Raw genomic sequence first — 18778 nt, 5'->3', positions numbered from 1 at the left:
CCCCGGCGCGTCACGTCAGTCCCGCCGCGCGGGCCCGTTCCACCGCCGGGCCGATGGCCTTGGCGACCGCGTCGACGTCGGACCGGGTGGAGGTGTGGCCCAGGGTGAAGCGGAGGGTGCCGCGGGCCAGGTCCGGGTCGGTGCCGGTGGCGAGCAGGACGTGGCTGGGCTGGGCGACGCCCGCGGTGCAGGCGGAGCCGGTCGAGCACTCGATGCCCTGGGCGTCCAGCAGGAGCAGCAGGGAGTCGCCCTCGCAGCCGGGGAAGGTGAAGTGGGCGTTGGCCGGAAGGCGGCCCTCGGGTGCCGGGTCGCCGCCGAGGATCGCGTCCGGGACCGCCGACCGCACGGCGGCGATCAACTCATCGCGCAGCGCGCCGATCTCACGCTCGAACCACTCGCGCCGCTCGGCGGCGAGCCGGCCGGCCACGGCGAAGGAGGCGATCGCGGGCACGTCGAGGGTGCCGGAGCGGACGTGCCGCTCCTGGCCGCCGCCGTGCAGGACGGGCACGGGCGCGTACTCGCGGCCCAGGATCAGCGCGCCGACACCGTACGGCCCGCCGATCTTGTGGCCGGAGACCGTCATCGCGGCCAGTCCCGAGGCGGCGAAGTCGACCGGGACCTGCCCGAAGGCCTGCACCGCGTCGGAGTGCAGCGGGACCCCGAACTCGGCTGCCACGGCGGCCAGTTCGCGCACCGGCAGCAGCGTGCCGATCTCGTTGTTGGCCCACATGGCGGTGGCCAGGGCCACGTCGCCGGGATCGCGGGCGATGGCCTCGCGCAGCGCCTCGGGGTGGACGCGGCCCCAGGAGTCGACCGGCAGGTACTCGACGGTCGCGCCCTCGTGCTCGCCGAGCCAGTGCACGGCGTCGAGGACGGCGTGGTGCTCGACGGGGCTGGACAGGACGCGGGTGCGGGCCGGGTCGGCGGCACGTCGCGCCCAGTACAGGCCCTTGACGGCGAGGTTGTCCGCCTCGGTGCCGCCGGAGGTGAAGACGACCTCGCTCGGACGGGCACCGAGGGCCTCGGCGAGGGTTTCGCGGGCCTCCTCGACGCTGCGGCGGGCCGCGCGCCCGGACGCGTGGAGGGAGGAGGCGTTGCCGGTGACACCCAGTGCCGCGGTCAGGGCCTCTGCCGCCTCCGGGAGCATCGGGGTGGTCGCGGCGTGGTCGAGGTAAGCCATGGTGAGGCCGATTCTACGGGCGCCCGCGGCCGGCCCGGAGGTCAGGACGGGCCAGGTGTCACACGCTCCAGGACAGCGTGTGGTCCGCCTGCGCGAAGGCCAGCAGGACCACGAGGTCGGCGACGCCCAGGGTCAGGCCGAGGAGGGCGCGGCCGCGGCGGCCGGTGCCGCGCGACAGGGCGACGCCGGCCAGGACGATGGCGACGGGCCCCAGGAACAGGTTGAGGACGAGCAGGCCGAGCAGGCCGAGGACGAAGGACGCGACGGCCATGCCGTCCGTGTCGTCGGTGTAGTCCGTGGAGTCCGTGTTCTGCGTACCGGTGCGGCGCGCGGCCGGTGCGGTGAGGTGCATGGCGGTTCTGCTCCAGACGGTCGTGAAGGACGGGCCGGGTCGGTGAGGCGTCAGCGGGACGTGCCGCGGCCGTGGCGCTCGCGGAGCGCGAAGACGCCGAGCCAGACGGCGATGACCACGGCCGCGGCGAGCGTGAAGTCGAGCGGCGCGTGGGCAACCGTGCCCAGGACGACGCCGAGCAGCAGCAGTGCGGCGACGAGGAACAGCATGAGATCGGACCCCCTGTCGGTGAACGGTTGTAGTTACAGTTGTTCACTGACTACCCAGTCTAGCGCGCCATCCGCTTTGACAATCCGGAGAACACTTGTTGACTGAATGGCATGAGTCACACTCCCGGCATCCGGCAGGCCCAGAAGCAGAAGACCCGGCAGGCCCTGATGGACGCGGCGTTGGGGCTGCTGGAGGAGCAGAGCCTGAGCAGCCTCGGCCTGCGCGAGGTCACGCGCGCCGCCGGAGTCGCCCCGACCGCCTTCTACCGCCACTTCCACTCCACCGCGGATCTGGGCGTGGCGCTGGTCGAGCAGGCGCTGAGCAGCCTGCACCCGATGATCCGGTCGACGGTGTCCACCGCGGACGACAGTGAGCAGCGCATCGCGCGCGCGGTCGACCTGATCGCCCGCCATGTCGAGACGTACCCCGCCCACGTCCGCTTCATCGCCCGTGAACGGCACGGCGGGGTGCAGCAGGTACGGGAGGTCGTGCGCGGTCAACTGGCCCGGTTCGCCCACGAGGTGAGGGACGAACTGGCCAAGGACCCCCAGTCCACGGGGTGGAGCGAGGACGACCTGCTCATGCTCGCCCATCTGTACGTCGACCAGATGCTGATCACCGGCTCGCTCTTCCTGGAGGCGCTCGACGCCCCCGAGGAGGAGCGCGAGCGCGTCACCAGGGTCGCGACCCGGCAACTACGTCTGATCAGTGTCGGCCGCCGGCACTGGCTGGAGTGACGGACCGGCCGGACGCCCAGGGGCCGCCCCTTCCGGATGCCGGGGCGGCCCTTCTCGGGCCGAGCCCGGCCCGTGTCGTGAGCCGAGCCCGGCCCGTGCGGGTTTCAGCCGAGCCCGACCCGTGCGAGCTGCCGGGACTGCGCCACCAGGTGGTCGTCGGCGTCCCAGACCTCGGCGTCCTCCTCCAGGAAGCCGCCGGCCAGGTTGCGGGTGGTGATGGACACGCGCAGCGGGCCCGGCGCCGGGCGGCGGCGGACGTGCACGGTCAGCTCGACGGTCGGCACCCAGCCCTCGATGCCGAGCTCGAACGCGGTCGGGGGCAGCGCGTCCACCGCGAGCAGCAGGGACAGCGGGTCGTGGTCCCGGCCGTCGGCGAGCCCGAACCAGGCCCGCATCTCCCCCTTGCCGGAGGGCGCGCCGAGCGCCCAGCCGAGGGTGGCGGGGTCCAGCTTGAGCATCAGGCGGTCGGTGATGGCCGAGCTGCCGGGTACGGGCGCCGGGACGCCGGGGGCGTCCTGGGGGCCGAAGCACTGCTCCAGGGGCGGGATCGCGGGCGGCTTCGCCGAGGTGCGCACGTCGTCGGGCAGGGCGCCGAGGTCGCCGTAGGAGGCCAGGACGCGGATGCGCTCCACCTCGCGGCCGTCGTCGTCGCGCTGGAAGAGGGAGGCCTGGCCGGTCGACAGGGTGCGGCCGGCGCGGACCACGTCCGTGCGGACGACCGCGGGGCCGGGCCGGGAGGCGGTCAGGTAGTGGGCCGAGACCGTGAACGGGTCCGGGTGCGGCAGGGCGTCCGCGAGCGCGCGGCCGAGGACGGCCAGCAGATAGCCGCCGTTGACGGCGTTGATGATCGTCCAGCCGGCGGAGAGGTCGATGCCGTAGACGCCGGGCTCGCTCCGGGTGACCGCGGTGTCCCGGTCGAACTCGCTGTCGCCGATCGTGGCCCGCGCGGCGGTGACTGCTTCTGACATGGGTGAACGGTACAACAGGGCGCTACTAAGCGGTAGCTTTCACCCGTGTGCTGGTATGACGACCAGCTCGCGGGGTGAAAGGGAGGCAATTTCTCGGTAAGTGCCCGTACTTGCCCGTAACCCGGAGGCCCTGTTCACCCTCTATCGGGACATGAGCCTCACCGGGACTCCGTTCCTGTACACCACCGTCGCGCTGGCCGTGGTCGCGCTGGCCCTGCCGTTCGCCCTGTGGACGCGGCTGAGGGGCCCCAGGGTGCTGCGTACCGCCCTGCGGGCGCTGATGCTGCTGTTCGCCCAGGCCACGGCCATCAGCCTGGTCTTCGTGCTGGTGAACAACGCCAACAGCCTGTACGACAACTGGGCCGACCTGATCGGCACGGGCAACCATGTGCAGCAGGCCGCCAACCTGGGCGCCGACGGCACCGGAGGCATCGCCTACCGGAAGCTTCCCAGGGTCGCGCAGAAGTTCGCCCCGGCCGACGGGCCCGGGACGCGCGCGTCCGGAGGGGTCAGGGTCACCCAGCTCAGGGGCCGGGTCTCCGGGGTGAACGCCGAGGTCTACGTGTGGCTGCCGCCGCAGTACGACGACCCCGCCTACAAGAACCGGAAGTTCCCGGTGGTCGAGCTGCTGTCGGGCTACCCGGGTTCGGCGAAGGCCTGGTTCGGCTCCCTGAAGGTGCACCAGCAACTGGAGCCGCTGATGCGCAGCGGTCAGGTCGCGCCGTTCATACTGGTGGCGCCGCGCACCAACCTGATCGCCAAGATCGACACGGGCTGCGCCAACATCCCGGGCACCGTGAACGCGGACACCTGGCTGAGCATCGACGTACCGAAGATGATCACGGACAACTTCCGTGCCGCGCCGGCCCCGGACGGCTGGGCCACCGCCGGCTACTCGGCCGGGGCGCACTGCGCGACCAAGCTCGCCGTCGCCCACCCCGACCGCTACCGCGCCGCGGTGAGCCTGTCCGGGTACAACGACCCGATCGGCGAACGCAATTCGCTCGCCAACCAGAACATGGCGCTGCGGCGCGCGAACAACCCCTACGTCCTGCTGAAGAACTACCGCGTCCCGCCGCGCGTCGCGCTCTACCTCTCGGGCCAGAGCGGCGACGGGTACCAGGCGGGCGTCGCGCTGGAACGGATCGCGAAGCCGCCGACGACCGTGCACGTGGTCTTCGTGCCGCGCAGCGCGGGCGGCCACAGCATGGCGCTGTGGCGTCCGCAGGTCCCGGCGGCGTTCCGCTGGCTGACCGCGGAGCTGGGGCAGCGGCCGCCCCACCGCCTCCACACGGCCCTCACTCCTCCCGTACCGTCGACCGGCGGTTCCAGGCCCGCGGAGCTCGCCAGTGGTACCGCATCGCGAGCAGCCGCAGAACGAAGGCGGTGACCACGGCGAGACCGCTGGTGAGCGGGTTCAGCGCGTCGTAGTGGATGCACAGCACCACCATGGTGGCGCCGACGATCGCCGGGACCGCGTACAGGTCGCGGTCCCAGCGCAGCAGCGACGGCACCTCGTTGGCGAGCACGTCCCGCAGCACACCGCCGCCCACGGCGGTCGCCATGCCGAGCGTCGCCGACGCGGTGAGGTTCAGCCCGTAGGCGTACGCCTTCGTCGTACCCGCCACGCAGAACAGGCCGAGGCCGGCCGCGTCGAACACCAGCACCGCGGTCTGGATGCGCTCCATGTGCGGATGCAGGAAGAAGACCACGAGCGTGGCGAGCAGCGGGGTGAGGAAGTACCCGAGGTCGGTGAAGGCGGCCGGGGGCACGGCCCCGATGACGATGTCACGGAACAGCCCGCCGCCCAGCGCGGTGACCTCGGCGAGGACGGCGATGCCGAAGACGTCGAAGTTCTTGCGGACGGCCAGCAGCGCGCCGGAGATGGCGAAGACGAAGATGCCGACCACGTCGAGCGTGTGCTGCACGGAGGGACTGAACAGTTGCTGAGGCACGCCACATTGTCACCCGGGCCCGGTTCGCCCCCGGACACGGCGAAGCGGGAGAGTGCGACGGCCGGGTCCACCGGCCGGGCACTCTCCCGCTCGATCACGTACGCGGCTTCACCGCGTCACGCCGTCTACTTCCCGGCCGGCTCCTGGCCGGCGGAGTCCTCGGTGCCGGACTCCGGGGATTCGGCGGTCCCGGCGTCCGCGGCCGTCTCGGCGACCTCCGCGGCCACCGCGGCCGACGTCGCCGCCGACTCCGCCAGGACCTCGTCGGCGACCAGTTCCGCGGCCGCCTTGGCGGCCGTGAGCAGCACGGTGTCCTGCGGAGCCTGGTCCTCGAAGTTCTCCGGGTGGTGGCAGGCCACCCGCTGACCGGGCCTCAGCTCCTTGAGCGGCGGCTCGGTCGTACGGCAGATCTCCGTCGCCTTCCAGCACCGGGTGTGGAAGCGGCAGCCGCTCGGCGGGGAGATCGGCGAGGGCACGTCGCCGCGCAGCAGGATCCGCTCGCTCTTGCCGCCCTGACGCTTCGGGTCCGGGATCGGCACCGCCGACATCAGCGCCTTGGTGTACGGGTGCATCGGCGCCTGGTACAGCGAGGTGCGGTCGGCGAGTTCGACGATCTTGCCGAGGTACATCACCGCGATCCGGTCCGAGACGTGCCGGACGACCGAGAGGTCGTGCGCGATGATCACGTAGGTCAGGCCCAGCTCCTCCTGGAGGTCGTCCATGAGGTTGACCACCTGGGCCTGGATGGAGACGTCCAGGGCGGAGACCGGCTCGTCCGCCACCACCAGCTTCGGCTTGAGCGCGAGCGCCCGGGCGATGCCGATGCGCTGGCGCTGACCGCCGGAGAACTCGTGCGGGTAGCGGTTGAAGTGCTCGGGGCTGAGGCCGACCAGCTCCAGCAGCCGCTGGACCTCCTTCTTCACCCCGCCCTCGGGCTCCACGCCCTGGAGCCGGAAGGGCGCCGAGACGATCGAGCCGATGGTGTGGCGGGGGTTCAGGGAGCCGTACGGGTCCTGGAAGATCATCTGGATGTCGCGGCGCAGCGGGCGCATCTTCCCGGCGTTCAGCCGCGTGATGTCCTGGCCCTCGAAGGTGATCGTGCCGCTGGTCGGGTCCTGGAGGCGGGTGATGACCCGGCCCATGGTCGACTTGCCGCAGCCCGACTCGCCGACGACGCCCAGAGTCTCGCCCTTGCGCACCTCGAAGTCGATGCCGTCGACGGCCTTCACCGCGCCGACCTGCCGCTGCAGAATCCCCTTCTTGATGGGGAAGTGCTTGGTCAGGCCCTCGACCTTGAGCAGGACCCCGTCGGCAGCGTCCGTCTTCTTCGTCTCACTCACAGCTTCGGCGCAATCTCTTCGGTCCAGATCCGCGTGCGGTCCTCAGCCGAGAGGTGGCAGGCGGACCAGTGTCCGGTGTCCACCAGCTCCAGCTCCGGACGCACCGTGCGGGTGACGTTCCCCTTGGGGATGTCCGCGTACGGGCACCGCGGGTGGAAGGCACAACCGGACGGGACGTTGATGAGGCTCGGCGGCTGGCCCTTGACCGGGATGAGCCGCTCTGAGGTCTCGCGGTCGATGCGCGGCATCGAGCCGAGCAGCCCCCAGGTGTACGGGTGCTGCGGCCGCTCGAAGATCTCGTCGACCGGGCCGCGCTCCACGCACCGGCCGCCGTACATCACCAGCACGTCGTCGGCGATCTCGGCGACCACGCCGAGGTCGTGCGTGATGATGATGACCGCGGAACCGAACTCCTTCTGGAGGTCGCGGATCAGGTCGAGGATCTGCGCCTGGACGGTGACGTCGAGCGCGGTGGTCGGCTCGTCCGCGATGAGCAGCTCGGGGTTGTTGACCAGCGCCATGGCGATCATGGCGCGCTGGCGCATACCGCCGGAGAACTCGTGCGGGTAGCCGTCGACGCGCTTGTGCGGCTCGGGGATGCCGACCCGGTCGAGCATCTCGATGGCCCGGGTGCGGGCGACCTTCTTGCTCACCTTGTGGTGCACCCGGTAGGCCTCGACGATCTGGTCGCCGACCTTGTAGTACGGGTGCATCGCGGACAGCGGGTCCTGGAAGATCATCGCCATCTCCCGGCCGCGCAGCTTGCGCACCTCGTCCGGGTCGGCGTTGACCAGTTCCTTGCCGTCCAGCCAGATCTCGCCGGACATCTGGACGTTCTTGCCGCGGGCGCCGAGCCGGTGCAGGCCCATGATCGCGAGCGAGGTGACCGACTTGCCGGAGCCGGACTCGCCGACGACGGAGAGCGTCTTGCCCTTCTCCAGCTTGAAGTTCAGCCCGTCGACGGACTTGACCAGGCCGTCGTCGGTCGGGAAGTGCACCTTCAGGTCGCGGACCTCGAGGAAGGCCGTCGGGGCCTTGGCGGTGGCGGCCGGCTCGCCCACGGCGGCGCCTGTCTTGGAGAGTTCGGTCATGAGAGCCTCACCCGCGGGTCGGCGGCGGCGTACAGCAGGTCCACCAGAAGATTTGCGATCACGACGAAGAACGCGGCGAGCATGGTCACGCCGAGGATCTTGGGCAGGTCGTTGTCGGTGATGCCCTGCACCGCGTACTGGCCGACTCCGTGCAGCGAGAACACGGTCTCCGTGATCAGCGCACCGCCGAGCAGCAGGCCGATGTCCATGCCGAAGACGGTGATGATCGGGGTGAGCGCGGCCCGCAGCCCGTGCCGGACCACGACTGTGCTCTCGCCCAGGCCCTTGGCCCGGGCGGTGCGGATGAAGTCCTCGTTCATCGTCTCCAGCATGCCCGAGCGGGTGAGCCGCGCGTAGATGGCGGAGTAGAGCAGTGCCAGGGAACACCACGCGGGGAAGAGCGTGTTGGCCCACTGGGCGGGGTTCTCGGTGAACGGGACGTAGGTGCGTCCGAAGATCGGCCACTGGTAGGTGAAGAGCAGGATCGCCAGGTTGCCCGTGAAGAACATGGGCAGGGAGACACCGGCGAGCGCGACACCCATGAAGGTGCGGTCGAAGATGGAACGCGGCTTGAGGGCGGAGATGACGCCGACCGTCACGCCGGAGAGCAGCCACAGGGCGGCCGCACCCGAGGCCAGTGAGAACGTCACCGGCATACGGGAGGTCAGCTCGGGCCAGACCGCCTCATGGGTCTTGAAGGAGTAGCCGAAGCACGGCGCGTCGCAGTGCACCGAGGTGGGGCCCAGGTCATAGGTGGCGCCGGCCACGATCCCCTTGATGAAGTGCCAGTACTGGACGTAAAGGGGCTGGTCCAGACCGAGGTTGTGCTTGACCGCGATGATGTCGGCCTTGGAGGGGCTCTTGCCGATGTACTGCTGCGCCAGCTGGTCAGCGGACTGACCGGCGAGCCGCGGCAGCAGGAAGAAGATGGCGAAGGTGACCGCGGAGACGACCAGCAGCAGGATCACTGCTGCGAACGTCCGGCGGAGGATGTACGAGATCACGGGGCCGGCGCCGATGCCCGCGGGCTGTAAAGCCCGCGGGCACCAATGCCTTCACCTGCCTTCCGGGGCTGCTACTTCGTGGTGCCGATGTTGAGGTAGTCGTACTGACCGCTCCAGGCCGCCGAGGAAACCAGGTTCGTGGCGTTCTGCGGGCGGGCCAACAGGACCTTGAAGTAGGTCAGCGGGACGATCACGGCGTCGTCCATGGTCTTCTTGTCGATCTGCGCGTACAGGGCGTTGCGCGCGGCGTCGTCCTGCGTCGCGATCGCCTTGGAGAGCAGGCCGTTGACTTCCTTGCTGTCGTACTGCGACAGGTTGGTGTTACCGGACTGGCTGATGGCCTCGCCGTTCAGGATCTGCTGCAGGAAGCCGTAGCCCGAGGGCCAGTCGGCACCCCACTGCATCATCATCAGACCGATGTTCTGCTTCTTCGTGACCTTCGGGACACCCGCGTAGTCGGTGAAGTACTTGCCCGACGGGTACTGCTTGAGGGTGGCCTTGATGCCGACCTTCTGCAGCGAGTTGATGATCGCCGTGGCGGCGTCGATCTCCTGCTGGCGGTCGGAGCGGGCCGAGATGTTCGTCGTGATCGACGTCTTGCCGCAGGCCTTCAGGTGCTCCTTGGCCTTGGCCACGTCGCCCTTGTTGTCCGCGGTCGCGTAGACGTCCGACTTCTCGTAGCCGGTGATGTCCGGCGGCAGGACGGTGGAGGCGATCTCACCGCGGATCGGGCCGCCCTCGGCGGTCTGCACCGAGGCCTTGTCGATCGCGTACTGCACGGCCTTGCGGCACTCGACGTTGTCGAACGGCGCGACCTTGGTGTTGATCGCCATGTAGACCAGGCGGCCACCGAAGGTGTTGTCCGTGTTGGCCCGCTTCTTCGGGTCGCTGAGGAGCTGCGCCTGGGTCGAGGCCTGGACACCCGTGCCGACGAGGTCGATCGCGTCGCCCGCGAGGACGTCCTTGTCGATCGTCTCCGGGTTGACCTTCATGTTGACGACGATCTTGTCCGGAAGCTGCGTGCGCAGCGAGTCCGTCTTCGCGTCCCAGTTCTCGTTGCGCACGAGGACGACCTGCTTGCCCTCGGAGTAGCTCTCGAACTTGTACGAGCCCGAGGACACGATGTTCTTGACGTAGTCGACGCCCTTGTCCTTGTCCTGAGGCACCGGAGCGGTCTCCGGGGCGGCGACCAGGTAGTCGAACTCCTGGAAGGCCTGCTTCAGGTGGAAGACGATGGTGGTGTCGTCCGGCGTCTCGATGGAGGACAGGCCCTTGGCGCTCTTGTCCTTGTAGGGGCCCTTGTACTTGTCGCCGCCCTTGAGGAGCTGCTGGAAGTAGTTGGGGCCGAGCGAGAGCACGTCACGCGCGAAGTTCGACCGCTCGACGGCGTACTTGACGTCCTTCGTGGTGATCGGCGTGCCGTCCTGGTACTTCAGACCCGAACGGATCTTGTACGTCCAGGTCTTGCCGCCGTCGCTCGGGGTGCCCTTGCCCTCGGCCAGGTCCGGGACGAGGGTGTTGCCCTCGGTGCCGGCGCCGGGCTTGAAGGTCATCAGCGGGCGGGCCCACAGCCGGCTGAGGTTGTACATGTACGCGTAGTACGTGTTGCCCGGGTCGAAGGAGTCCGGGACGTCGGACATCTCGTAGGTGAGGGTGCCGCCCTTCTTGCTGGAGGCGTTGACGACCCCCTTGGTCGCGGCGTCGGCCCCAGCCGATTTGGTGCCGTTGTCGTTCTTGTTGTCATCGGCCTTGCTGCAACCTGCGACAAGCAGGCTGACAGAGCCGATGGCCGCAACCGCGGCCAGCGCTGACCTTCGCATGATGGGCGGGTTCCCCTCCATTGTTCGGAAACTTGTTGGGCTCTCGGCAGCTGTAGTCAGCGGCTGCGCGGGTCGAGAGCGTCGCGGAGACCGTCGCCGAGCAGGTTGAACGCCAGGACGGTCACGAAGATGGCGAGCCCGGGCACGATCATGTACTGAGGGTCGACCTCGTAGAACGTGACCGCTTCCCGGAGCATGCCGCCCCAGGAGGCCTGCGGGGGCTGGATGCCGACGCCGAGGAAGCTGAGGGAGGCCTCGAAGAGGATGTTGGTCGGGATCAGGAGCGTCGAGTAGACGATGATCGGACCGACCAGGTTGGGCATCAGTTCCCGGAACAGGATGTACGGGCCCCGGGCGCCCATGCCCCGGGAGGCGTCCACGAACTCGCGCTCGCGCAGGGCGAGCGTCTGGCCGCGGACGATCCGGCCCAGGTAGGGCCAGTTGAAGAAGCCGATGATGAAGATCAGCACGCTGAGGTGCAGCGGCAGCCCGGTGAGGCCGAACGCGCCGCCCTGCAGGGTGGCGGAGATGGCGATCGCGAACAGCAGCAGCGGGAAGGCGAGGAAGGTGTCCATCAGACGGCTGATGATCGTGTCGACGCGCCCGCCGTAGTAGCCGGCCACGACGCCCATGATCGCCCCGATGACGTTGGACAGGATCGTCGCGCCGAACGCGACGACCAGCGACACCCAGGATCCCTCGAGGATGCGGGTGGCGATGTCACGGCCGAACTTCGGGTCCACGCCCAGCGGGTGGTCCGCGCTCATGCCGCCCCAGGCGCCGTTGGGCAGCGAGGTGTTGGGGTCGATCAGATCCTGGTTGAACGCGTTCGGGTCGAGCCCGAACACGGCCTGGATGGGACGCGAGAGGATCGCGAGCAGGATCAGCAGGAGCACGATGACGCCACCGGTGACCGCGACCTTGTCCTTCTTGAACCGGGTCCAGGCGATCTGTCCGAGGGAACGGCCCTCGATCCGCCCCTTGCCGGCACCAGCGAGCACAGCCTCCGGCTGCGTCTCGGCTGCCGCCCCGGTGGTCTCGATCGGTGCGGTCACAGTGACCTGACCCCTCTCGCCGGTGGTGACCGGCCTTTTCCCCGCCGCTGTGGACGGCTTTGGTTCGATTGCCTGCTGCGCGATGGCGGCAGACGGATGCGGCACGACTGTCCGGCGGATCCCCCGAATGGTTCGATCACAGGATCGAAGGCCCTGCATCCGCGAGGCGAGTCTTCAACGGGCCGGCGATCACTCGCCAGGGCTGACCGTGAATGGATGCGCAAACGTGATGCGGGTTGGGGGTTTCCGTTATCCGGACACAGGGTAGCGCCTCTCGAACGTGCTCCGCTCCACCCAACTGGCCGGATCACGGCACGACTTGGCCCCCCTGCGGAGATCACAAACCAGACGAACAGCGCTTTCTCGTCCGGTACCCGCGGACCGGATACGCCCTGCTCAGAGCCTTGCGGACGGCCTTTCCCGCACCGGGGGCACGACCCGCTCGGCGGGAGCTCCGGCACCGGTGAACGGACGTTCCGGCACGGCGCACCCCGGCCCGTCCCGGCGCGACGCAGCGGTCCTCACCAGCGTCTCGACACGGAAGTCCGGTCGCCCCGGCAACCGGACTTCCCGGCGCTTCGGGAGAGGGTCCCGGCGGGGCGTGGCGGCCACGGGCGGGGACCCGGCGCCGGTGTCCCGCCGACGCCCGGCGCCCTGACCGCTCGGCGCGGTCAGCATGGCGCGATACATCCACTCGGTCCAGGAAAGCGCCCGTGTCAGGGGCGGCGCCGGCGACCGGGATCGGGTGCGCGTTTCCGTCCGAACCGCTGGATGACGAACGCGCTCAGTAGGCCCACTGGTCGGGGCGGGGGTACCCGGCCGCCGGGGGTGCTTGGCTCTCGCGGTCGTAGAACGGGCGGGAGTTGGCGCGCAGCCACATCGCGACCGGGTCGTACTCGTCGGACATCGCGACCGTCGACACCGGCAGCCCGTCGGGGACGGCGCCGATGGACTGCTGCATCATCATCCGCACCGAGTCGACGGCCGGCGGCGAGGTGTCGTACACGTCGAGGCCGATGGCGAGGTACGGCGCCCCGAACGCGGGCTGCACCCAGGCGCGCCGCAACGAGCGCAGGGCCGGGGTGCGTTGGGCGTTCTGCGTGAGCAGCGCGTAGAACTTCGCTGCCTCGACGGCGGGTTCGGACAGGGAGAGCGGGCCCGCGGGCTGGCGGTCCAGGCCGGTGGCGATGCGGCGCAGGTCCAGCCAGGGGATGCCGACGCCGCCGCCCGGGGCGTGCGGGTTCAGCCAGAGGCCGTAGTGGTCGGGGTAGAGGGTGCGGGCCACGTCGAGACCGTCCACGACCTCGTACGAACGGTTCCAGCCGCTGGCCGACAGCTCCTGGGCGGAGGTCACGCAGGGCGCGTAGCCGTGCCCGTCGACCTCCATGTGGCCGTACTGGGCGTCGGGGGAGCCGGCCTGGCCGTGCCACAGCAGCATCCAGACCTGGCCGGAGGACGGGGTCGCCAGGGCGCGCAGCAGCGCCTCGTAGGCGTCGTAACGCCCGGGCGTCACCTGGCGCAGCGTCTGCTCGACCTGTCCGGCCGTGGTGCCGCTGGCGCTCACTTGTACCGCCCCTCCATACAACCGACGTTTCGACCGAGCCGTGGGTCCGGGTCCTGTCGTCACCTTCCCGCCGTCCGCCCGGCGGGCAGGCGGAAAGTGACGGCAGGGCTAGCTTAAGCCGCCGTCCGGCGGCCGGGGACTCGCCGTGCGCCGCCGACCGCGGATCGTGTGCGCTTCCCGCGTCCCCGGCCGGACTCAGTGGGCGTGCTGGTAGAAGGGGCGGACGTTCTCCCTCATCCAGTCCGCCACGGGATCCTGGGCCACGTCCAGGAGGACCAGGTTGACCGGCCACTTGGCCGGGTTCCCCGCCAGGGCGCGGCCCAGGGCGTCCAGGGGGCCGGCCTGCGGGTCGCCGTCCCACTGGGACAGTTCGACGCCTATGAACATGACCGGCTCGTCCGTCTCGACGACGGCCAGGCAGCGGCGGGCGGTGCTGACCACGCCGGTCGCGGCGAACTCGGCGCCGGCGGCGGCGAGGAAGTCCACCGGGTCGTCCTGCCAGTCCGGTTCGAAGAGGCGGACGCGGCCGCCGCCCGACGGGCCGTCCAGCGGGGTGTGCCCCGCCCGGCACAGTTCGGCCACGGCGGCCGGCGGCAGCGGGACGCCGACCACGCCGTCCGGGTTGAGCGCGATGCCGGCCTGCGGGGGCAGTCCGCGCGCGAACTCGAGGGCGGGCGCGACGGTGTACGCCATGTGCGGGCCCACGACCTGGCGGAACTGCTCCTCGGAGCTGAAGACCGGCACGTACGCCTGGCCGTCGATGTCCAGCGTGGGCAGGTCGAGCGGGCCGCTGCGCGGGCCGCCGCCGTTGGGCAGGGGCACCCAGAGGAAGCTGCGGCCGAGCACCTCGACGATCCGGCCGCCGGCGGACGGTACGCCGAGGGAGGCGGACAGCACCTCCTCCAGCTCGTTGCCGGGCCATCCGCCGTGCGGATGGGAGTGCGCCTGTGCCGGAAGGTCTGCGGAGAAGTCCGCCGGGAAGTCCATCTGCTACCGCCTGCTGTGAACCACTGCTGTGGCCGAAAGGCTATCGGGTACGCGCCCGAACCTCACGAAAACTCCCAGGCCCGCCCCTACCCGGCGAGTACCGTCACCGTCCCGGTGGCCGGCACGGCACGCACGGCGCCGGTACGGGTCCGGTGCGCCGGGCGGTCGCGCGGGGGCAAGCCGGAACACGCCCGGCGGGCGCGGACAGCGGGGCGGTGCGCGCACCACGCCGCGGCGTCGGCGGGCGGGCCCCCAGGCCCGGCGGGCGGACAGCGGGGGCAAGCCGGAACACACCCGGCGGGCGGGCAGCGGGGCGGTGCGTGCACCACGCCGCAGCATCGGCGGACGAGCCCCGGGCTCGGCGGGCGCGGACAGCGGCGCGGTACGTGCACACGCCGCGGCGTCCGCGGGCGGCCCCTGCCCGGTGGCCGGCGCCGTGGGCCGGGTCGGTGGCCGGCGTGCGGTGCCGTTCGCGGCTTTCGTGCTCCGGGCGGCGCGGCGGGCCGCCCTCAGGGGCCGAACTCGATGTGGTGCAGGTGTGTCGCCGCGGTGCGGTCCAGGAGGGTCGCCGAGCCGCAGCCGCTGGGGAGGGTGTCTCGTTCGAGGGTGCGGAGCAGGTCGGTCGTGGTGCGGCGGTGGCGGCGGAAGGCGTGGCGGGAGACGGCGCGGCCCCGGGCGAGCTGGCCGGTCAGGGCGATGGCGGGGGTGACGTCCAGCAGGACCAGGTGCAGGGTGGCGCCGCGGCGGCGGGCGGCGCGGGCGAGCCAGGCGCGTACCCAGCGCTGGGTGCCGCAGTCGTGGACCACGAGCGCCGCCCCGCAGCGCAGCGCGCGCCGGAGCGTCGCGAAGTGGGCGAGGCGGACCAGGGGGCGGTACAGCGCGTAGGGGAGGTGCGCGGCCAGGCGGGCGTCCCAGCGGTCGCGGGTGTCCTGGGAGTCGACGCGGACGCCGTGCACCGCGCGCCGCATCAGCGTGGACTTGCCGCTGCCGGGCAGGCCCGTGACCACGACGAGGTCGCGCGGGCCGAAGCGCAGCGTCCGCGGGCCACGGCCGGACCGGTCCCGCAGGTCGCGGACCAGGGGCGCGGAGGCCTCGGCCATCGCGTGCGCCGGCGTCGCGGTCACGGCTGTCGTGGACAAGGCCGTCACGGATAAGGCCGTCCTGCGCGTCGTCATCATTCCTCCCAGCGAACGTAAAGAGAAGGTAATGTGCGAGCGCCGCGTTTCCGTGCACGTACTGCCACAGGTCGGTCACGGATGCCGACCTGCCGCGAAGCGGGCCGGGCGTGCAATGATGTGCGCGCAACTGCATATCGGCCGCTTGAATCCGCGCGGGAGAGTCCCCAGCCGTCTCGCTGGGGCGCCGAAGGAGCAAGTACCTCCCTTGAATCTCTCAGGCACCGTTACCGCGCGGGCGAGGCACATCTGAAAAGCGGGCCGCTGGCGCAGTGGCTCCACCCAAGGTGCAAGCCGTGGTCCGTCCGTCCGACGGCGGTCATGGCGAACCTCTCAGGTTCCGATGACAGATGGGGAGGACACGATCCGTCCTCGCCTGTCATGCCTGGGAGACCGTCCGATGAGCAGTACCGAACCCGACCGACCCCGCCGCACCGCGCTCGACGCGCTGCACCGCTCGCTCGGCGCGACGATGACCGACTTCGCCGGCTGGGACATGCCGCTGCGCTACGGCTCGGAGCGCGACGAGCACATCGCCGTGCGGACGAAGGCCGGCCTCTTCGACCTGTCCCACATGGGCGAGATCACCGTCACCGGCCCGCAGGCCGTCGCGCTGCTGAACCACGCCCTGGTCGGCAATATCGCCACGGTCGGTCTCGGCCGGGCCCGCTACACCATGATCTGCCAGGCCGACGGCGGCATCCTGGACGACCTGATCGTCTACCGGCTCGGCGAGACCGAGTACATGGTCGTCGCCAACGCCTCCAACGCCCAGGTGGTGCTCGACGCGCTCACCGAGCGGGCGGCCGGCTTCGACGCCGAGGTCCGCGACGACCGGGACAACTACGCGCTGCTGGCCGTGCAGGGCCCCGAGTCCGCCGGCATCCTGAAGTCCCTCACCGACGCCGACCTGGACGGCCTGAAGTACTACGCCGGCCTCCCCGGCACGGTCGCCGGCGTCCCCGCCCTGATCGCGCGCACCGGCTACACCGGCGAGGACGGCTTCGAGCTGTTCGTGGCCCCGGGCGACGCGGAGAAGCTGTGGCAGGCGCTGACCGAGGCCGGCGCGGACGCGGGTCTCGTCCCCTGCGGTCTGTCCTGCCGGGACACGCTGCGCCTGGAGGCGGGCATGCCGCTGTACGGGCATGAGCTGTCGACCTCGCTGACCCCCTTCGACGCGGGCCTCGGCCGGGTGGTCAAGTTCGAGAAGGAGGGCGACTTCGTGGGCCGCGAGGCCCTGCTGGCCGCCGCCGAGCGCGCCGCCGCCGAACCGCCCCGGGTGCTCGTCGGCCTGGTCGCCGAGGGCCGCCGCGTCCCGCGCGCCGGGTACGCGGTCGTCGCTGGCGGCGAGGTGATCGGCGAGGTCACCTCCGGCGCCCCCTCCCCCACCCTGGGCAAGCCGATCGCCATGGCGTACGTCGACGCCGCGCACGCCGCTCCCGGCACGGCCGGTGTCGGTGTGGACATCCGGGGCAACCACGAGCCGTACGAGGTCGTGGCGCTGCCCTTCTACAAGCGGCAGAAGTGACAAAGCGGCGCGCGTGACACCGTCGTAGCCGTCACGGGGGCGACGTGAGGCACGTCACCCCTGGCCGCGCGCGCCTTTCGCCCTCCCCATTCATCACCATTGACCCGCGTACAGGAGAATTCTGGCCATGAACAACCCTCAGAATCTGCGCTACAGCAAGGAGCACGAGTGGCTGTCGCCCGTCGAGGACGGCGTGGCGACGATCGGCATCACGGAGTTCGCGGCCAACGCGCTCGGCGATGTCGTCTACGCCCAGCTCCCGGAGGTCGGCGACACGGTGGCCGCGGGCGAGACCTGCGGCGAGCTGGAGTCGACGAAGTCGGTGTCCGACCTGTACTCCCCCGTCAGCGGTGAGGTCACCGAGATCAACGAGGACGTGGTGAGCGACCCGTCGCTGGTGAACTCCGCGCCCTTCGAGGGCGGCTGGCTGTTCAAGGTGCGCCTGGCCGAGGAGCCCGCCGACCTGCTCACTGCCGACGAGTACGCCGCCGAGACGGCCGGCTGAGAATCGGACACACGCACATGACTGTTCTCAACACTCCCCTGCACGAGCTCGACCCGGACGTGGCCGCCGCGGTCGACGCCGAGCTGCACCGCCAGCAGTCCACGCTGGAGATGATCGCCTCCGAGAACTTCGCCCCGGTGGCGGTCATGGAGGCGCAGGGCTCGGTCCTCACCAACAAGTACGCCGAGGGCTACCCCGGCCGCCGCTACTACGGCGGCTGCGAGCACGTCGACGTGGTCGAGCAGATCGCCATCGACCGCATCAAGGAGCTGTTCGGCGCCGAGCACGCCAACGTGCAGCCGCACTCCGGCGCGCAGGCGAACGCGGCCGCGATGTTCGCGCTGCTCAAGCCCGGCGACACGATCATGGGTCTGAACCTCGCCCACGGCGGGCACCTGACCCACGGCATGAAGATCAACTTCTCCGGCAAGCTCTACGACGTCGTCGCCTACCACGTGGGCGAGGACGGCCGCGTCGACATGGCCGAGGTGGAGCGCCTGGCGAAGGAGTCCAAGCCGAAGCTGATCGTGGCCGGCTGGTCCGCCTACCCGCGGCAGCTCGACTTCGCCGCGTTCCGCCGGATCGCGGACGAGGTCGGCGCGTACCTCATGGTCGACATGGCGCACTTCGCCGGCCTGGTGGCCGCGGGCCTGCACCCGAACCCGGTGCCGCACGCCCACGTGGTCACCACCACCACCCACAAGACGCTGGGCGGCCCGCGCGGCGGTGTCATCCTGTCCACCGCCGAGCTGGCCAAGAAGATCAACTCCGCGGTGTTCCCCGGTCAGCAGGGCGGCCCGCTGGAGCACGTAATCGCCGCCAAGGCGGTGTCCTTCAAGGTCGCCGCGAGCGAGGAGTTCCGCGAGCGCCAGCGTCGTACCCTGGACGGCGCCCGCATCCTGGCCGAGCGCCTGGTCCAAGGCGACGTCCGGGCGGTCGGCGTGGACGTCCTGTCCGGCGGCACGGACGTGCACCTGGTCCTGGTGGACCTGCGCGACTCCGAGCTGGACGGCCAGCAGGCCGAGGACCGCCTGCACGAGCTCGGGATCACCGTCAACCGCAACGCGATCCCGAACGACCCGCGCCCGCCGATGGTCACCTCGGGCCTCAGGATCGGCACGCCGGCCCTGGCCACCCGCGGTTTCACGACCGAGGACTTCACCGAGGTCGCGGACGTGATCGCCGAGGCGCTGAAGCCGTCCTACGACGCCGAGGCCCTCAAGGCCAGGGTGCGCGCCCTGGCCGACAAGCACCCGCTGTACCCGGGTCTGAACAAGTAAGTCCCGTTCCGAGGAGTGCCGCGTGCG

General features: G+C 70.8%; 18 protein-coding genes and 1 riboswitch. Of the genes, 5 read left to right on the top strand and 13 right to left on the bottom strand.

Annotated elements, in window-relative coordinates; genetic code table 11:
- Positions 1 to 10: 10 nt before the first annotated feature.
- The 3 genes from ACF09J_RS22585 to ACF09J_RS22575 are packed head-to-tail and all read right to left on the bottom strand — an operon-like array spanning position 11 to position 1741.
- Positions 11 to 1180: a cysteine desulfurase family protein gene (locus ACF09J_RS22585; RefSeq protein WP_392307239.1), complete on the bottom strand. Its 1170-nt coding sequence runs from the start codon at positions 1178 to 1180 to the stop codon at positions 11 to 13.
- 58 nt (positions 1181 to 1238) lie between these two features.
- Positions 1239 to 1532 carry a DUF4190 domain-containing protein gene (locus ACF09J_RS22580; protein WP_392307238.1) on the bottom strand — a complete coding sequence of 98 codons (294 nt, stop codon included), beginning with the start codon at positions 1530 to 1532 and terminating at the stop codon, positions 1239 to 1241.
- A gap of 50 nt (positions 1533 to 1582) precedes the next feature.
- Positions 1583 to 1741, bottom strand: a complete 159-nt coding sequence (locus ACF09J_RS22575) for a hypothetical protein (protein ID WP_392307237.1) — start codon at positions 1739 to 1741, stop codon at positions 1583 to 1585.
- A gap of 111 nt (positions 1742 to 1852) precedes the next feature.
- On the opposite strand from ACF09J_RS22575, the gene ACF09J_RS22570 reads away from it, so the two are divergent.
- Entirely contained in the window at positions 1853 to 2479 is a 627-nt protein-coding gene (locus tag ACF09J_RS22570) for a TetR family transcriptional regulator (protein WP_392307236.1), read from the top strand.
- A 104-nt stretch (positions 2480 to 2583) separates the two neighbouring features.
- Here ACF09J_RS22570 and ACF09J_RS22565 read toward each other — a convergent pair whose 3' ends face one another.
- Positions 2584 to 3447 carry a thioesterase family protein gene (locus tag ACF09J_RS22565; protein WP_392307235.1) on the bottom strand — a complete coding sequence of 288 codons (864 nt, stop codon included), beginning with the start codon at positions 3445 to 3447 and terminating at the stop codon, positions 2584 to 2586.
- Positions 3448 to 3598: 151 nt separating this feature from the next.
- Here ACF09J_RS22565 and ACF09J_RS22560 point away from each other — a divergent pair, with 151 nt between their 5' ends.
- The gene (locus ACF09J_RS22560) at positions 3599 to 4837 is read left to right on the top strand and encodes an alpha/beta hydrolase (RefSeq protein WP_392307234.1); all 1239 of its coding nucleotides are present in this window, start codon (positions 3599 to 3601) and stop codon (positions 4835 to 4837) included.
- On the opposite strand, the gene ACF09J_RS22555 is transcribed toward ACF09J_RS22560, so the two are convergent.
- From ACF09J_RS22555 to ACF09J_RS22515, 9 genes are all read right to left on the bottom strand, one after another.
- Positions 4746 to 5402, bottom strand: coding sequence for a trimeric intracellular cation channel family protein (locus ACF09J_RS22555; protein WP_392307233.1), 657 nt, complete (start codon positions 5400 to 5402; stop codon positions 4746 to 4748). The genes ACF09J_RS22560 and ACF09J_RS22555 overlap by 92 nt on opposite strands.
- Before the next feature lie 125 nt (positions 5403 to 5527).
- Positions 5528 to 6742: an ABC transporter ATP-binding protein gene (locus ACF09J_RS22550; RefSeq protein ID WP_392307232.1), complete on the bottom strand. Its 1215-nt coding sequence runs from the start codon at positions 6740 to 6742 to the stop codon at positions 5528 to 5530.
- A complete protein-coding gene (locus tag ACF09J_RS22545) occupies positions 6739 to 7833 on the bottom strand; it encodes an ABC transporter ATP-binding protein (protein ID WP_392307231.1) in 1095 nt (364 codons plus the stop codon). The genes ACF09J_RS22550 and ACF09J_RS22545 overlap by 4 nt, the downstream gene beginning before the upstream one ends.
- A complete protein-coding gene (locus ACF09J_RS22540; RefSeq protein WP_392307230.1) occupies positions 7830 to 8837 on the bottom strand; it encodes an ABC transporter permease in 1008 nt (335 codons plus the stop codon). The genes ACF09J_RS22545 and ACF09J_RS22540 overlap by 4 nt, the downstream gene beginning before the upstream one ends.
- Before the next feature lie 71 nt (positions 8838 to 8908).
- Positions 8909 to 10678 carry an ABC transporter substrate-binding protein gene (locus ACF09J_RS22535; protein ID WP_392307229.1) on the bottom strand — a complete coding sequence of 590 codons (1770 nt, stop codon included), beginning with the start codon at positions 10676 to 10678 and terminating at the stop codon, positions 8909 to 8911.
- A 35-nt stretch (positions 10679 to 10713) separates the two neighbouring features.
- Positions 10714 to 11712: an ABC transporter permease gene (locus ACF09J_RS22530; protein WP_392307228.1), complete on the bottom strand. Its 999-nt coding sequence runs from the start codon at positions 11710 to 11712 to the stop codon at positions 10714 to 10716.
- A gap of 784 nt (positions 11713 to 12496) precedes the next feature.
- Entirely contained in the window at positions 12497 to 13276 is a 780-nt protein-coding gene (locus ACF09J_RS22525) for an enhanced serine sensitivity protein SseB C-terminal domain-containing protein (RefSeq protein WP_392307227.1), read from the bottom strand.
- Between the two features lie 195 nt (positions 13277 to 13471).
- Entirely contained in the window at positions 13472 to 14263 is a 792-nt protein-coding gene (locus ACF09J_RS22520) for an enhanced serine sensitivity protein SseB (RefSeq protein WP_392307226.1), read from the bottom strand.
- A 509-nt stretch (positions 14264 to 14772) separates the two neighbouring features.
- The gene (locus ACF09J_RS22515; protein WP_392307428.1) at positions 14773 to 15438 is read right to left on the bottom strand and encodes an AAA family ATPase; all 666 of its coding nucleotides are present in this window, start codon (positions 15436 to 15438) and stop codon (positions 14773 to 14775) included.
- 146 nt (positions 15439 to 15584) lie between these two features.
- A riboswitch (glycine riboswitch) is annotated at positions 15585 to 15681 on the top strand.
- A 157-nt stretch (positions 15682 to 15838) separates the two neighbouring features.
- Between ACF09J_RS22515 and gcvT the strand changes: the two genes are divergently transcribed.
- The 3 genes from gcvT (at position 15839) to glyA (ending at position 18751) form a co-directional block, all read left to right on the top strand.
- On the top strand, positions 15839 to 16966 hold the full coding sequence (gene gcvT, locus ACF09J_RS22510; RefSeq protein ID WP_392307225.1) for a glycine cleavage system aminomethyltransferase GcvT: 1128 nt from the start codon (positions 15839 to 15841) through the stop codon (positions 16964 to 16966).
- A 127-nt stretch (positions 16967 to 17093) separates the two neighbouring features.
- Complete coding sequence (gcvH, locus tag ACF09J_RS22505) at positions 17094 to 17471, top strand: glycine cleavage system protein GcvH (protein ID WP_392307224.1); 378 nt, start codon at positions 17094 to 17096, stop codon at positions 17469 to 17471.
- A 17-nt stretch (positions 17472 to 17488) separates the two neighbouring features.
- Positions 17489 to 18751 carry a serine hydroxymethyltransferase gene (gene glyA, locus ACF09J_RS22500; protein WP_392307223.1) on the top strand — a complete coding sequence of 421 codons (1263 nt, stop codon included), beginning with the start codon at positions 17489 to 17491 and terminating at the stop codon, positions 18749 to 18751.
- The last annotated feature ends 27 nt before the right edge of the window (positions 18752 to 18778 follow it).

This window comes from Streptomyces sp. NPDC014889, from assembly GCF_043081205.1.
Lineage (GTDB): Bacteria > Actinomycetota > Actinomycetes > Streptomycetales > Streptomycetaceae > Streptomyces.
The sequence above is the reverse complement of the archived record's forward strand: the minus strand, read 5'-3'. Positions and strand labels throughout refer to the sequence as shown.

Excerpts from the sequence above, each read along its gene's own strand:
- ACF09J_RS22515 (WP_392307428.1), bottom strand. The coding sequence starts at position 15,438 with ATGACGACGCGCAGGACGGCCTTATCCGTGACGGCCTTGTCCACGACA.
- ACF09J_RS22565 (WP_392307235.1), bottom strand. The coding sequence starts at position 3,447 with ATGTCAGAAGCAGTCACCGCCGCGCGGGCCACGATCGGCGACAGCGAG.
- ACF09J_RS22545 (WP_392307231.1), bottom strand. The coding sequence starts at position 7,833 with ATGACCGAACTCTCCAAGACAGGCGCCGCCGTGGGCGAGCCGGCCGCC.
- gcvH (WP_392307224.1), top strand. The coding sequence starts at position 17,094 with ATGAACAACCCTCAGAATCTGCGCTACAGCAAGGAGCACGAGTGGCTG.
- glyA (WP_392307223.1), top strand. The coding sequence starts at position 17,489 with ATGACTGTTCTCAACACTCCCCTGCACGAGCTCGACCCGGACGTGGCC.
- ACF09J_RS22535 (WP_392307229.1), bottom strand. The coding sequence starts at position 10,678 with ATGGAGGGGAACCCGCCCATCATGCGAAGGTCAGCGCTGGCCGCGGTT.
- ACF09J_RS22570 (WP_392307236.1), top strand. The coding sequence starts at position 1,853 with ATGAGTCACACTCCCGGCATCCGGCAGGCCCAGAAGCAGAAGACCCGG.
- ACF09J_RS22575 (WP_392307237.1), bottom strand. The coding sequence starts at position 1,741 with ATGCTGTTCCTCGTCGCCGCACTGCTGCTGCTCGGCGTCGTCCTGGGC.
- ACF09J_RS22560 (WP_392307234.1), top strand. The coding sequence starts at position 3,599 with ATGAGCCTCACCGGGACTCCGTTCCTGTACACCACCGTCGCGCTGGCC.
- ACF09J_RS22520 (WP_392307226.1), bottom strand. The coding sequence starts at position 14,263 with ATGGACTTCCCGGCGGACTTCTCCGCAGACCTTCCGGCACAGGCGCAC.
- gcvT (WP_392307225.1), top strand. The coding sequence starts at position 15,839 with ATGAGCAGTACCGAACCCGACCGACCCCGCCGCACCGCGCTCGACGCG.
- ACF09J_RS22585 (WP_392307239.1), bottom strand. The coding sequence starts at position 1,180 with ATGGCTTACCTCGACCACGCCGCGACCACCCCGATGCTCCCGGAGGCG.
- ACF09J_RS22580 (WP_392307238.1), bottom strand. The coding sequence starts at position 1,532 with ATGCACCTCACCGCACCGGCCGCGCGCCGCACCGGTACGCAGAACACG.